Source organism: Phycisphaerae bacterium, assembly GCA_018003015.1.
Taxonomy (GTDB): domain Bacteria; phylum Planctomycetota; class Phycisphaerae; order UBA1845; family PWPN01; genus JAGNEZ01.
Map to the genome: position 1 here is coordinate 1 of JAGNEZ010000012.1, position 13743 is coordinate 13743.

Sequence of the window (13743 nt, forward strand, 5' to 3'; positions counted from 1 at the left end):
GACGGCTTGTCCGTCGGTGTTGTGGTACTGATCGAAGGCCAGGACGACCGCGCGGTCGAGCAGCTCAGCGTTCAGGATATGGCGGAGGAGTATAGTCTCCATGGCCGCGTCCGTTTCCTGCAGGGGGAGTCGTCGGGGCACACCGAAGAACCACTTTGCGGCTCTCATGCCGATCGAGTTGTTCATTCGCGGGGACAGGTAGGCATCAAGCGACAGTGGCTTGCCGGCGGGCTCGAAGCTGAAGCGGTCGGGTTCCTGGCAGGGTCTGGCCATCTGCCCCATGTGACAGTGGATGTCGACTCTGAGCGGGGCCGGATCCGGTGTCACCGGTGTGACCTCTTTCCTCGTTTCCGGCGTTTCTGGTTCCTGGCTGGTTTCTGGTTCCTGGCTGAAGGTAGTGCGGGTTCGATTGCTGCCGCCGGCAGGGCCAACTGCAGTTCGCGTTCGGGCACGTTGACAGCCGCGATGGTGACGCGGAGCCTGTCTCCGATGGCGATTCGCCGACCGCTTCGTTGACCGCGGATGAAGCCGCCGTTGACGTTGATGTCCCACCAATCGTCGGCCATTCCCTCGAATCGCAACAGCCCGTCGACCAGGTACCGTTGGAGCTGAACGAACAGGCCGACGTTGGTCACGCCGGCAACCACTCCGTCTTCCTCATCTCCCAGCCGCCGCTCCAGGAGCCGGAGGATCTTGATCTGGCGCAGCTCCCGTTCGGCGGCCTCGGCATGTCGTTCGGTCGAGCTGCACCGTTTCCCGATAGCGGCCAGTTGGTCGGCGGTGGGCATCGAGGCCCGGTCGCGGTGGCTCTTGAGACCGTTACTCAGGTATCGATCGAATGCCCGGTGGACTACCAGATCGGGGTAGCGCCGGATGGGCGAAGTGAAATGGGTGTAGTGCTCGCTGGCGAGAGCGAAGTGGCCGATCATCTTGGATGAGTACTCGGCCTGGGCCATCGAGCGGAGGAGGGCGAGGTTGACCGAGAACGACTCCGGTCGGCCCTTGACCTTGTCGAGTAGACGGGTCATGTCTTCGCGGGTGATTCGGCGGGGTAAGCGGTGGCCGAGAATACGCAGGAAGCGGCCGAGTTTATCCTGCGCGTCGCCGGGCGGACTGGGGTGGATTCGCCGCAGGTGGGGGACTTCCAGGCGGGTGAACAGTTCCGCGACGGCCTCGTTCGCCTCGACCATGAACATCTCGATGATGGTGTGGGAGAAGCTGGTATCCGTGGGGGCGACATCGATCACCTGGTCGTCGTCATCGAGAACCAGATCGACCTCGGGCAGGTCCAGGACGACCATGCCGGCCGCCAGGCGCCGTTTGCGGATCAGCCGGGCGAGCTTGTCCATGCGTTGCAGGAGGGCGACGACGGGGGGGGTGAAGCCTGCGGTGCGGCCTGAGATGAGATCGGTTGCCTGGCCGTAGGTGAGTCGCTGGCTGGAGCGGATGACCGTGTTGGCGAAACGGGTTTTCTTCCGCTGTCCCCGGGTGTCGTATTCGATGAAGACGCTCTTGGTGAGTCGATCCTGGGCTTCCTGGAGGCTGCAGAGCCCGTTGCTGAGGACTTCCGGGAGCATGGGGATGACATGTCGCGGGAAATACACGCTGTTTCCGCGGAGGCTGGCTTCGGCGTCGAGGGGTCCGCCGTCGCGCACGAACGTGGACACGTCCGCGATGTGGACGCCGAGCTCGAACCGGCCGGAGTCGAGGGTCCGGATGGAGATGGCGTCGTCGAAATCTCTGGCGTCATCCGGGTCGATGGTGACGATGGTGTGGGTCCGCAGGTCTTCTCGGCGGGTGAGTTCGTGGTCCAAGTCGTGGCCGGTGATGGCCGCCCGGGCATCTGCGAGAGCAGGCTGGGGGAACTCGGCCCGGAAGTGGTATTGGCGGATGATGCTGAGGGTATCGATTTCGGGATCGCCGTGTTTGCCGAGGATTTCGGTGATGACTCCTCTGGCCGGGCGGTTGGCGGACGGATACTCGGTGATTTCGATGACCACCTGGTCGCCCGCCTTGGCCCGTGTTGCCCGGATATCGCTGATATAGACCGGTTCGTGGAGGACGCGGCCGTCGGGCTGGACGAGCCAATCGCGGCCGTGCCTGAGGAGTTCGCCGACAAAGCAGCTGGAGCCGCGTTCGCTGATTTCGACGATCTCGCCCTCGACGCGGGTGTCCACTCCGCCTTTGCCCCGGCGGGTGATCTTGGCCACGACGCGGTCGCCGGTGAGTGCGCCCAGCGTAGCCGGGGGCGGGATGAACAGGTCGCCGTGTTCGGAAGGGGACTCGGGGACGACGAAGCCGAAGCCCCGCGGGTGGCCTCGAAAGACGCCCTCGATGCGTCCCGACACATGTGGCGACGGCAAGATGCAGTTGCCCCCGCCGAGGACCACCCGGCCGGCTCTCATCAGCGTTTTGACCGCCTCTCGGAAAGCGGGGTATTCCACTTCCTGGATGCCCATGGCCCGGGCGAGGGGGCGAGCGCGCTGCGGCCGATAGCTCCGATCGGCGAGGTGTCGGAGGATGCGATCCGAAATTGCGTTGCGGGGTTTGGTTTTCATTGTGGCGGCATATGATAGCCGAATCTGGCTGCCCCGCCAAGCTGGCAGGGTCATGGAGATGCGGATCGACCTGCTCGGCGCGCCGTTCAAGCCGAAGGCCCCGGTTCCGCATGGGTTGTTTGGCCTTGCACATATTACTTGATAATATAATAACGTTCTTACGATATATAGTATTATAAATCCTGCATTGGATGCGGGACCGGATGGACCAATGGAGATGCAGCGTTATGGCACAGCGTTGTCACCGCCCCGCCGGGGGGCGAATGGCGAAGCCGGACACGGCGGCCGAGGGCGAATCGCAGGTTGCTCGGCCGGTACTTGGATCGGCAACCCGGGGCAGCCGGCGAAAGCGTCGAACGCGTTGCCGGGGACAGGTTCAGCGGGCGGTTCTGGCTGTCGAATTGGCCGTCCAGGTCACCGAGGGCCGGCGACTGAGGCGAGCGGGAGTTCGGGTTGCCGGTACGGCGGTCCGATCCCGGCGTGGGCCGAAGGCGGCGTTTCCAGGCGTTCGGGAGCGAGAACGCATGGCTCAGCAGGTGGTTCGCGGCATTGACGCGGCCAAGCTGGCTGGGATGCTGGCGGCCATTGCTCATCCTCAGCGGTTGACCATTCTGTTTCGCCTGCTGGCTTGCGAGGCCAGGCACCAGTCGCTGGCCCGTGTCACGGGTCTGAAGGCAGGGCCCTTGTACTACCATCTTCGCGAGCTTCGAGCGGCGGGGTTGATCGGCCCGAAGGTCCGAGACCTGTATGTGCTCACGCCGATGGGTACAGAGGTCGTTCTGGTGGCGGTGGCGTTTGGGCGGCTATGCGGCCGAGGGGGATCGGCGAAGGCGTTGCGGTAGGGTTGGGCGGGATGAGGTGTTGGCTGGCCGAAAAGGGTGATGAGAGCCCCCCACCGCGACGTCCCATAATGTATGTTATGTTGCGTTCATCGCTGCGTGGGAGGTTAGGGCGGTCGGCTGGCCCGGCTTAAGGCCTGGCGGGCTGGGCTTTAGCTGGCCGGGGTACCCCGCGAGTTCGAGTCCCAGATCGCGAACCATCTGGCGGTCGGTTTCGGCGGCCCGCCCGCAGGTGGTCAAGTAGTTGCCTATGAGGAAGCCGCTCGCCCCGGCCGCGAAGATCCAGCTCTGCAGGTCGCGGAGGTTGGCTTCCCGCCCGCCGGCGATTCTGAGTTCTTGGGCGGGTAGGATGAATCGGTAGATGGCGATGATCTTGAGGCACTCGAGAGGCTCCGGGGGCTGACGGCCCGCCAAGGGGGTTCCCGGGATGGGGATGAGGAAGTTGATGGGCACGACTTGCGGATTCAGGTTGCGCAGTTCGAAGGCCAGATCCAGCCGGTCCGACCAGGTTTCGCCCATGCCAAACAGGGTTCCGCAGCACAGTTCGATTCCGGCCGCTCTGAGGTGCTGAAGCGTGGTGAGTCGCTGATCATAAGTATGTGTTGTGGTGATCTGCGGAAAGAACCGCCGGGAAGTCTGGAGGTTGTGGTTGTAGCGTTGGACGCCGAGTTCAGCCAGCCGCCGAGCCTGGTGATCGGTGACGATACCGAGGCTGGCACAGGCTCGCAGATCACCCCGGGTCCGGAGTTGTCTGATCACTCGTCCGCAGGCCTCGATTTCCGCGTCCGTCGGACCCAAGCCGCTATGGACGATAGCGAAGCTGTCTGCCCCGCTGATGGCCGCTTCCTCGGCAGCGCGGAGCATCTCGGTCTCGGTCAGGTGCCCGCCACCGAGGACGTGTGTCGCGTAGTGGCCGGACTGGCTGCAGAAGGCACAGTCCTCGCTGCAGAGTCCGACCTTGCCGGCCGCGATACTGCAGCAGGACACCTTCCTGCCGAAGACCTGCTCCCGAATGCGGGTAGCCCCCACGAGAAGGTCCGGCAGACTATCCGGTCCGACCTCGTCGACCAGCCACTCGGCCAACGAGCGATTCACATCCTGGCCCGCGACGACCTTGCACGCCAGTGAGTGGATAGTCTCGGCAATCAAGGATTCGCCCCGGTTGGGTTGAGTCGACTGGATCTGCTCGCACGGGTACGGGGGGCTCACTTCCGGGCCGGACCTCCGGGCTCGCCTGGTCTATCCATGCCTCGCCCGAGCCGTCGAGCCTTCTGGACCGCCTCGGTTATACGTTCCAGGTCGATGCCCTGGATCATGTCGATGCGGCCCATGACCTTGTTGAAGGCGTACACGTTCATTTTCTGGCCGCGTTCGCTGACCACCAGCAGCAGTTCAGTCGTGCCGTCCAGTTGAGCGCTGCTCATGGTGTAGCCTGGTGTTCGGTCGGTCTGGGCAAAGGCCATGGCGGTTCGCGGCTGGAAAGCGTTAAGGAGGAGTATCGCGGTGAGCAGGATGACGGCGGTGATGCTGAGCACGCCGATGGCGAAGTCTTTGGTGGTGAGGTGTTGTGAGGTGCTCATCTGGCTTTCTCCCGATCCCGGTCTCGCTCGCGGAAGTCGCGTGCCAGGTCCCGGCTGTCCATGTAGATGAGGCCGATCGGATCCTCGACGGTTCGTGGGTATGGCATGACGCGCCAGGCGTGGAGAAGGTGATTAGCGCCATCGAGGACATAGACGGCGTCATTGCGCAGTTCGGCCTGGGCGGAGACCACTGCGAAGCCGGAACCGCCCCCCTCGACCTGGGCCATAGCGGCCGGTGGCGAGTAGGCCAAGAGGATGAGGCCGCTCAGCAGGAGCAGGTTCGCGCCGGCCAGCACGACGAACAAGGTATTCCTGGACATTGGTTTGAAGCCTCCTATCGGGAAGCCGCCGGTGGTCTTTGGGGCGCTACTCATTTCAGGTTGGATCGCCGGGCGGGCTTGAAGGCCACTGCCAGGCAACACACCATGAAGATGGCGGCCGCCAGCCATTCCACCGCGCTGCCCTTCTCGGTGGGTATCTTCGGCGCTGGTTCAGTGTAGCTCTGCCCCAGCAACGGCGCTACCCAGACGGTCAGACCGAGAAGCCATGTCATCAGCAATCGCATGCCGCGCTCCAGAAGAGAATAGACATCCAATGCCCGCTATTATGGAATCATCAAGGCCCGGCTGCAAGGTCCCGGATGGGCGAGGCGATCCGGCGGAAGACCCTGGCCGACACGCTCAGGGTCTGCCAGCTCCCCGAACGCGGTCGGCAATGCCGCTCATAGTCCGCCAGGGACACGCCGTAGAACGCGTAGCACTCTCCACGATAGGCGTGCAGCTCCCCTGCCGGCCATCGTTCGGGTGCTCCCTGTAGATGGTAGGTGAAGACGAATCGGGATTCGAACTCGCTCCCGAATACTTCCTGCCACTCCCCGAGGCCCTCGAGGTCTTCGCGTGTGACCCAGTTTTCCCAGTAGCGCTTGTTGCCCCTGGCTGTGGTGTAGGGAAACTGGCGGCCCTTGACATCGACGATCCAATGCGGACTGCTGCGGGGGTAGACCAGGAAATCGAAGGATTTGACCCGGTTGTCGGTGATGACCGTCCTGCGGGTCTCGTCGATCGGAACGAACGGTACCCCCCTGCCACGAAGGTAGTCCGCGAACGCGGCCTCGTAATGGATCCGTCGCCGGAGCATCTTCGATGTTGCGGAGCTGGCATTCCCGTCTAGGCGGCTGACCCGTTGGCGGGCAACGGGCTACGGTGGAAAGCCGTCGAGGGGAACTTCGGACTGTTGTCCGGTAGCCAGGTTCTTCACCACCAGGGCTTTCCGGTCCTGGTATTCTGCTCCCACGATGACCGCCTTGGCCGCCTGCCGGGTGGAAGCCTGCTTCAGCTGCTTGCCGATCGCCTGCCGCCGGTAGCTGAACTCGGCGCCGCGTCCGGCCCTTCGCAACCTGGCGGTCAGCTCGATCACCACCGGGAAGAGGCTTTCTTCGGCGTCGATCACGAAGTAGTCGAGCCGGCTGGTGACCTTGGCGGAGGCCGGAAGCCGGCCCAGGTCGTTGAGCAGGTCGAGAATGACGACATCGCTCGATCCGAATCCCAATCCGGACATCGGCGGGCCGCCCAGGGCCTGGAGCAGGTGATCGTACCGCCCCCCGCCGCAGATCGCCCGCTGCAAACCGGCCTTCCCGAAACCTTCGAACACCACCCCGGTATAGTATGCCAGGCCGCGAACCACGCCCATGTCGAACGTGCAGTAGTCGCTGACGCCCATCAGTGCCAGGGTGTCAAACAACGACCGCAACCGGGCGACTTCTGCTTCGGCGGCTTCATTTCCCCGGCCGAGTGCTGCCAGATCGCAGAGGCCGGACTCCCCTTTTGCCTGAACGATGGTTTCGAGGTCGGATCGCTCCTCGGCGCTTCGCGTCACCTTGTCGAGCACTTCCGCGTATGCCTCCGGAGGCAGCTTGTCGCGCTTGTCGAGCACGACGTAGAGATCGGCATGCCGTTCGGGGGCGAAGCCCTTGGCGGTGAGCAGTGCAGCCAGCAGTGACCGCGAGTTGATCTTCATCACGCAGTCGGCCGGGGTCAGTCCGACGTACCGGAAGAAATCCAGGACGACGAGAATGCACTCGGCATCGGCCAGGACGTCGTCCACGCCGACGATGTCCGCGTTCCACTGGAAGAATTCTCGCTGCCGTCCGCGCTGGGGTTTTTCGGCCCGGCAAACCCGGGGTACGCTGAACCACTTGATCGGGCGGGGCAGCGACTGGGCCTTGGCGCAGATCATCCGGGCCAGTGTCGGAGTCATCTCCGGCCGAATGGCGAGTTCCCGATCGCCTCGATCCACAAAATGGAACAACTCGGAGACGATCCCTTCGCCGCTCTTGGCCTTGAACAGGTCCAGGTACTCGAAAATCGGACCGTCATATTCCTCAAATCCATTGCGAAGCGACACATCCCGCCAGGCCTGGAGGATCCAGTTACGGACGGCCATATCCTCCGGGTAGAAATCGCGCGTGCCTTTGACTGCCTGGAACTTCATGGTGGGCGAATTGTACGGTTCCGTTGGGGTGGCAGCAACCGGCCCGCGGTTGCCGACGGGCGACCCATCTAAAAACCCAGCGCATGGCGATGGCAGGCGATGTGAGGTGTGACGTTCGATCGCGACTAGGTCAGGCGTGTCTCCGATTACCCGGCAGGCCAAGCCGCGGTGTGGCGTGGAACCGCCGGCCTGGCCAATCGCCATCTGCACGGTCGGCGTCGAGTCTGGTATAGTGTCGCCATGCGGATCATCGCGGGACAATGGCGAGGACGGCGAATCGAGCCGCCACCTGGCGATCAGACTCGGCCGATCCTGGACCGCGTCAAGACCGTGTTGTTCGATCAGCTTGGCCACATGCTGGCGATGCCCGGCCGATTGCCGTCCATCGCCGTGCTCGACCTGTTTGCCGGGACAGGCAGTCTCGGGCTCGAAGCCCTGTCGCGCGGGGCGCGTTTTTGTCGGTTTGCCGAGCAGCATCGGGCCACTGCCGCCCTGCTGCGCAAGAATCTGGATGCGCTGGGGGTGATTCGAGAGGCGGAGGTGTTGGAGGGCGACGCGACGGTTGCCGATCTCAAGCCTCCCCCGGCGGCCGGCAATCTGCCCGCCCAGTACGAGTTGATTTTCCTCGATCCCCCCTACCGCATGTTGGCCGGCGCGCGTCCCGCCCCAGCGATGGCCGGTCTTCTGGAGCGGCTCGCGGGGGGCTGGGTCATCGCCGAATCCGCTCTTTTCGTTGTCCGCCACGACGCGCGGAGCGGAGTCCGCCCCGATTTATCTCCTCTGATTGAGATTTCCTCGCGTGTGGTGGGTACGATGGTGCTTCGATTCCTGGCTCGCTCGGGGACTCGTTCGTCGCAGGCGACGGAGGAGGCCCCGTGAGGAAGCGCGACTGGACCATCGAAGACGCCGCTCTGGCGGTGATCGGCACACTCCGAGAGCATGGGCACCAGGCCTTGTGGGCGGGCGGTTGCGTCCGCGACATGCTCCTCGGGCATCCGCCGCACGACATTGACGTGGCCACGGATGCTCCCCCGCCGGTGATCTGTCGCCTGTTCCCCAAGACGCGGAAGGTAGGCGTGCAGTTTGGCGTGGTTCTGGTGCGGCAGGGTCCCCACTGGATCGAGACGGCGACGTTCCGTACCGACCTGGACTACCGGGATGGCCGTCGACCGGCGCAGGTTGTCTTCACCACGGCGGAGCAGGACGCCCGGCGCCGGGACTTCACCATGAACGGGTTGTTCTACGACCCGGTCGGTAAGCACGTGATCGACTACGTCGACGGCCGCAGGGACATCGAGGCGGGTATTGTCCGCGCGATTGGCGATCCGGAGGCCCGGTTTGCGGAGGACCACCTTCGGATGCTCCGAGCGGTGCGATTTGCCACTCGGTTCGGCTTCAGCATCGATCCGATGACGGCCGGCGCGATCTGCCGCCTGGCGGAGAGGATCCGCCGCATCAGTCCTGAGCGAGTCCGAGAGGAACTGGAGAAGATGCTCGTCGGCTCCTCCCGCGGCCATTCCGTGCGGCTGATCGCCGAGGTAGGGCTGCTGCCCCACCTGTGGCCGGGTTCCGACTGGTCTTCGGATCGTTTGGACGAGGCCGTCCGAACGCTTGACGCCCTGCCGGAGGACGCGGACTTTGTTTTGTCCCTGGCTTCCCTTCTCGATCGGGAGTCCCACAGGGAGGCCGAGGGGGTGGCACAGGCGTTGAGATGCAGCAACGATCAGATCGAGGATGTCGCCTGGCTGGTGGCCAACCGGCGACGACTGGCGGATGTCGAAGCGATGGATTCGGCCTCCTTCAAGAAGCTCGCGGCTCACCGGCGGTTTTCTGCATTGCTGGCCCTTCATCGGGCGGCTTGCAAGGCTCGACACGAGCCGTTGACGGCCAGCGAGGCCGCCCGGCGGCGGCTCGAGGCCATCCCTCCAGGGCAGATTGCCCCCCCACCGTTGACAACCGGGCAGGATCTGATTGACCTGGGGCTGGAGCCTGGTCCACGGTTCAAGGCCATTCTGGACCAGCTTTATGATGCGCAACTCAACGGACTGATCCGCGATCGCGTGCAGGCCCTGGCTCACCTTGGCGGCATTATCCGTCGAGGCTCCGGACGGTGACCGCCGAGGACATTCCGGCGGACGGTGAGGGTTGGCGAGACGATCTTACCAGACGCTGGGCTGTGGCCCCCGACCGGACGCCTGGTTTTGTGCTTGATCCTGATGGCCGTGGTGTGTAAAGTATGGTGTGTGACTGGGAGAGGATGGGGTGGTTGACCCGTTACATCTCCGGTTGAATTGTTGTCCTATCGAGGAGAGGAGCAGAAGCATGTCACTTCGGAATCTTTGCGTTACCCTTGTTGTCATTGTGGCCGCGGGGGCGGGCACGGTTTTCGGGAACGTGTACGCCACGAATCTCAGCCAGAGTTCGAGCACCCTGGACTGGGCGGGCGCGGGCCAGACGGTGCACCTCGGTTACCTGTTGAACGAGGACGCCACCGCGGGGGTCAAGGTCGAGGTGCTCGATTCCAGCAACGCCGTTGTTCGGACGTTCAATACTGCCTCGCAGTCCAAAGGGAGTTACAGCGTGGCCTGGAACGGGCGAGATGACTCGAACGCCCGCGTGGCTCCTGGCAACTACTCGTTCCGAGTGACTGCGGCCGCCACTGGCTACGGCTCCTGGACCGAGATCGGGCCCTCCACCGAGCAGACCAGTTTCTACTCGCCGCGCGGCGTTGACGTGAACAAGGATCCGGCGAGCAAGTATTACGGCCGCATCTACGTCGCCGAGTCCAGTGGGGGCACGACCACGTTAGCGGTTGTCAATCGGACGACCCAGGACGGGGTGTACATACTCAATGCCGACGCGACCGATGCGGTGGGCCAGGGTAATACGGCCCGGACCGGCGGGCTGACCTTCGGTGGCACCAACAGTCCGTTCCGTCTTGTCTGCGGGCCCGAGGACAAGGTCTACCTGACCGACTGGTCGGACACCAACTCCAATCTCTATGTCGGCAACGCGGACTTCAGTTCAGCCAACGAGCTGCTGGACAACACCGGTCGGGCCACCTCTGGGAAGACTGCCAATCACGGCAGTATCCCGACCGTGTATGTCCAGGGCGTCGGCGCCAGCCGCGCGGTCTATACGATGGATGAGGATTTTGACGCCGGCACCGATACCGCTCACGGCGGTATCGGCAGCATTCTCAAGTATGATGTGGGCACGGCCACGTCGTTCACCGACCAGCCTTCGATCTTCTACGACGACGGGGCCCACGGGACGTTCAAAGGCCTGATCCAGAACTACTACGACGACATGGTCCGTGCATCCGATGGCACCTGGTGGGTCTCTCAGAACCGCAGCGGCGGGGCCAGCGATACGCTCGCCAGCCTGATCCAAATCAGTGCGGACGGCTCGACCGTGTTGTGGAAGTCCGTGCCCGACCTGGCGGCCAACTCTCTTACCGATCCCCTCAAGAAGAACTATGGCCTGGCCTGGGATCCGGTGCACGACTACCTGGCTCTGGCGACCTCCGATACCGGCAAGATCCTGATCTTCGACGACGACGACAAGGCCGTCATTGCCACCATTTCGTTCGGCGGCACTTCCTCGAGCGCGTGCCGTGACCTGGCGTTTGACGCCGTGGGCAACCTGTATGTTGTGAACAACAGCGTCGAGCGGCTGAAGATCTTCTCGCCCGGCGACGGCGCGAACTCGGCGTTCACCGACTCGTTTGCTGTTCTGGGATCGATTACCGTCACCCCCGAGCCGGCCACTCTGCTGTGCCTCGGCCTGGGTGCCCTGTTGACGCTGCGTCGTCGCTCACGCTGATCGTAAGCCATGGCCGGTTGACCGGCCGCAACGAGCGAGGCTCAATCTGGAGACCGGCGGGAAAGAGTAGCCGCCGGTCTCTTGTTTCATCTGAACTGAGAACCGAGCCAGCCGAGTCTCTGCTGCGCGAGCGTGCCCGTCGCAGTGAATGCAGCAGCGGACCGTTGACTGGGGGGTGCCCTGGGCCGCGATTGGCCCAATGGGGCGCGTTGCGGTATCATCTCCGCCTATGCTTGTTGTGCCTCGCGTTGAATCAGAAGAGTCCGCCAAGAGGTCGCTGGAAAGCACGACCTTCAAGCACTTTCGCCGGCTGTTGCGTTATGCCTGGCCGCACAAGCGGTATCTCCTGCCCGCCGGGGTGTGCATTCTGCTGATGGCGGTCACCTACTCGGCCAGTATTGGCTCCATGCTGCCGCTGCTGACCGTGATGCTGAAGCCGCAGGGTCTGCATGGCTGGGTGGACCAATACATTGCCGAGAGTCGGTTGAGGTGTGAGCTCGGCTACTACGAAGTCCTCCGCCATGGCAAGATCGATGAGGTTCCGGCGGGCGCCGGGCTGATCAGGACCATCAAGTCCCATTCTCCTCTGAGCGGGCAGCTTCACGAAGGCGATTTCATTCTCGCGGTCAACGGCCATACGGGTGATGCGGTGGAGGTTTTTCGCCAACTGGCCGGAGCCGAGCAGGAAGTGAGCATCACTTACCGCACGGCCCAAGGCACGAGTGGGACGGCGGTCGTCCCCATTCCCCCACCCCGGACGATGAGCGATGCCGCCTATGCCAAGGCCCTGGCTGTGGCCAAGAAGGCCGTCGGCCTCATTCCCGGCGGTCGTTCACCCGAGGAGCGATGGCTTACCCTCGTTTACGTGCTGGGCGTGCTCTTGGCCACGGCCCTGATCGGCGGAACCGCCAACGTCCTCGCCGAGTACCTGGTCCTGATTGTGAACTGCCGGGCGATCATCGATATTCGCCGTCAGATGTACCGCCACGTGCTGAATCTGCCCCTGAGCCACTTCAGTCGGAGCACGGCTGATACGATGAGCAAGTTCCTGCAGGATACCCAGGACATCTTCCGGGGTCTCACGAACTTTTTCCAGAAGGTCGTCACCGAGCCTTTCAAGGCGATCGGGGTCACGGTCGTGGCTTTGTTATTGGACTGGCAATTGACCCTTGCCCTGCTTCTCGGTGCTCCGCTGGCCGTCCTCCTGTTCCGCAAGTTGGGCAAGATCATCCGCAAGGCGAACCGCAAGCTGCTGGCAGGATATGGTCGGATGCTCAGTCGTCTGGAGAGCACTCTGGTCGGTCTGCGGGTGGTCAAGGCCTACACCCGGGAGAACTACGAACGCAAGCGGCTGTTCAGGGTGGACCGATCCATGCTCAAGCAGGAGTTGAAGATGGGCCTTGTTGAGGCGTTGACCAGTCCGACCATCGAGTTCTTCGCGTTTCTTGGCGCGTCCGCCGTGATTCTGTATTTTGCCACCGGTGTACTCCATCAGCCCGACAAGCTGGCGGACTTCATGACCATGCTGGTTTGCATGGGGGCGATTTTCGACCCTATCCGCAAGCTCAGCTCCGTCTATCCCAAGCTGCAGCGAGCCAACGCCGCCGCTCAACGGATTTTCGAGTTGATCGACAGCCGCAATGAGTACGAGCAGGATGCCGGTCGGCCCGCGATCCGCCCCATCACCGAGTCGATCCGGTTCGAGAACGTCAGCTTCGCCTACCCTGGCTCCGACCGGCCCGCGGTTTGCGACTTCTGGCTGACCGTCAGGAAAGGTGAGACCATCGCCATCGTGGGGCCCAACGGCTCAGGGAAGACCACGTTGCTCAGTCTTCTGCCTCGGTTTTTTCCTCTGGATAGAGGGCGGATCCTGATCGACGGGCAGGACATCGCGGGCGTCACCCTGCGTTCACTCCGCAGTCAGTTCAGCATTATCACCCAGGAGTCGGTGATTTTTCCCGATACCGTGGCGGAGAACATCGCTTACGGCCGACCGGCAGCCAGCCGTGCCGAGATCGAGGCGGCCGCCACCCAGGCCTTCGCCGACGAGTTCGTCCGGCAGATGCCGGAAGGCTACGAGACCGTTCTCGGGGAGCACGGCGCCAACCTCTCCGGCGGCCAGCGTCAGCGCATCGCGATCGCGAGGGCGATCCTCCGCAACGCCCCGATCCTCATTTTCGATGAGGCCACCGGCCAGGTGGACCCGGAATCAGAGATGAAGATCCACCAGGCCCTCGACGTCGTCCTGAAGAACCGGACCACGTTCATTATCGCTCACCGGTTCAGCACGATCAGCGGTGCCGACCGCATCGTGGTCATGGACCGCGGCCAGATGGTCGCCGCCGGCCCGCACGCCGAGCTGATGGAGAATTGCCCGCTGTATCGATCGCTGTACGAAAGCTCGTTCCGGGAGAGCGGTTGAACGGATATCCGTGACTTCTGCGTGTGGGA

The 13743-nt window shown here is 63.5% G+C and carries 13 protein-coding genes; 5 read left to right on the forward strand and 8 right to left on the reverse strand.

What is annotated here, in order from left to right; translation table 11 throughout:
- Together KA354_07450 and rnr are read right to left on the reverse strand one after the other, a co-directional pair.
- On the reverse strand, nt 1-327 hold a 327-nt coding region (locus KA354_07450; GenBank protein MBP7934470.1), incomplete at its 3' end, for a hypothetical protein.
- Nucleotides 324-2558: a ribonuclease R gene (gene rnr / locus KA354_07455; GenBank protein MBP7934471.1), complete on the reverse strand. Its 2235-nt coding sequence runs from the start codon at nt 2556-2558 to the stop codon at nt 324-326. The genes KA354_07450 and rnr, both read right to left, overlap by 4 nt.
- Before the next feature lie 227 nt (nt 2559-2785).
- Here rnr and KA354_07460 point away from each other — a divergent pair, with 227 nt between their 5' ends.
- On the forward strand, nt 2786-3400 hold the full coding sequence (locus tag KA354_07460) for a winged helix-turn-helix transcriptional regulator (protein ID MBP7934472.1): 615 nt from the start codon (nt 2786-2788) through the stop codon (nt 3398-3400).
- A 75-nt stretch (nt 3401-3475) separates the two neighbouring features.
- Here the strand turns inward: KA354_07460 and bioB are convergent, their stop codons facing one another.
- Genes bioB through KA354_07490 form a run of 6 tightly spaced genes read right to left on the reverse strand, consistent with a single transcriptional unit; the run spans nt 3476 to nt 7467 of the window.
- Entirely contained in the window at nt 3476-4606 is a 1131-nt protein-coding gene (bioB, locus tag KA354_07465; protein MBP7934473.1) for a biotin synthase BioB, read from the reverse strand.
- On the reverse strand, nt 4603-4977 hold the full coding sequence (locus KA354_07470; protein ID MBP7934474.1) for a hypothetical protein: 375 nt from the start codon (nt 4975-4977) through the stop codon (nt 4603-4605). Before KA354_07470 ends, bioB begins: the two co-directional genes overlap by 4 nt.
- Nucleotides 4974-5297: a hypothetical protein gene (locus KA354_07475; protein ID MBP7934475.1), complete on the reverse strand. Its 324-nt coding sequence runs from the start codon at nt 5295-5297 to the stop codon at nt 4974-4976. Before KA354_07475 ends, KA354_07470 begins: the two co-directional genes overlap by 4 nt.
- Nucleotides 5298-5347: 50 nt before the next feature.
- Complete coding sequence (locus KA354_07480) at nt 5348-5542, reverse strand: hypothetical protein (GenBank protein MBP7934476.1); 195 nt, start codon at nt 5540-5542, stop codon at nt 5348-5350.
- A gap of 50 nt (nt 5543-5592) precedes the next feature.
- The gene (locus KA354_07485; protein MBP7934477.1) at nt 5593-6114 is read right to left on the reverse strand and encodes an HYExAFE family protein; all 522 of its coding nucleotides are present in this window, start codon (nt 6112-6114) and stop codon (nt 5593-5595) included.
- 60 nt (nt 6115-6174) lie between these two features.
- Complete coding sequence (locus KA354_07490) at nt 6175-7467, reverse strand: histidine--tRNA ligase (protein ID MBP7934478.1); 1293 nt, start codon at nt 7465-7467, stop codon at nt 6175-6177.
- 168 nt (nt 7468-7635) lie between these two features.
- On the opposite strand from KA354_07490, the gene KA354_07495 reads away from it, so the two are divergent.
- The 4 genes from KA354_07495 to KA354_07510 all read left to right on the forward strand — a co-directional run bounded on the left by KA354_07495 (nt 7636) and on the right by KA354_07510 (nt 13714).
- Nucleotides 7636-8346, forward strand: coding sequence for an RsmD family RNA methyltransferase (locus tag KA354_07495; protein MBP7934479.1), 711 nt, complete (start codon nt 7636-7638; stop codon nt 8344-8346).
- Nucleotides 8343-9581 (forward strand): CCA tRNA nucleotidyltransferase, encoded by a 1239-nt coding sequence (locus KA354_07500; GenBank protein MBP7934480.1) that lies wholly within the window; start codon nt 8343-8345, stop codon nt 9579-9581. The genes KA354_07495 and KA354_07500 overlap by 4 nt, the downstream gene beginning before the upstream one ends.
- Nucleotides 9582-9789: 208 nt before the next feature.
- Nucleotides 9790-11292 carry a PEP-CTERM sorting domain-containing protein gene (locus KA354_07505; protein MBP7934481.1) on the forward strand — a complete coding sequence of 501 codons (1503 nt, stop codon included), beginning with the start codon at nt 9790-9792 and terminating at the stop codon, nt 11290-11292.
- Nucleotides 11293-11521: 229 nt separating this feature from the next.
- Nucleotides 11522-13714, forward strand: coding sequence for an ATP-binding cassette domain-containing protein (locus KA354_07510; protein MBP7934482.1), 2193 nt, complete (start codon nt 11522-11524; stop codon nt 13712-13714).
- Nucleotides 13715-13743 lie beyond the last annotated feature (29 nt).

Bases quoted from the DNA above. Each gene is read 5' to 3' on its own strand.
- KA354_07505 (MBP7934481.1), top strand. From the start codon at position 9,790: ATGTCACTTCGGAATCTTTGCGTTACCCTTGTTGTCATTGTGGCCGCG.
- KA354_07510 (MBP7934482.1), top strand. From the start codon at position 11,522: ATGCTTGTTGTGCCTCGCGTTGAATCAGAAGAGTCCGCCAAGAGGTCG.
- KA354_07475 (MBP7934475.1), bottom strand. From the start codon at position 5,297: ATGTCCAGGAATACCTTGTTCGTCGTGCTGGCCGGCGCGAACCTGCTC.
- KA354_07460 (MBP7934472.1), top strand. From the start codon at position 2,786: ATGGCACAGCGTTGTCACCGCCCCGCCGGGGGGCGAATGGCGAAGCCG.
- rnr (MBP7934471.1), bottom strand. From the start codon at position 2,558: ATGAAAACCAAACCCCGCAACGCAATTTCGGATCGCATCCTCCGACAC.
- KA354_07490 (MBP7934478.1), bottom strand. From the start codon at position 7,467: ATGAAGTTCCAGGCAGTCAAAGGCACGCGCGATTTCTACCCGGAGGAT.
- KA354_07470 (MBP7934474.1), bottom strand. From the start codon at position 4,977: ATGAGCACCTCACAACACCTCACCACCAAAGACTTCGCCATCGGCGTG.
- KA354_07480 (MBP7934476.1), bottom strand. From the start codon at position 5,542: ATGCGATTGCTGATGACATGGCTTCTCGGTCTGACCGTCTGGGTAGCG.
- KA354_07485 (MBP7934477.1), bottom strand. From the start codon at position 6,114: ATGCTCCGGCGACGGATCCATTACGAGGCCGCGTTCGCGGACTACCTT.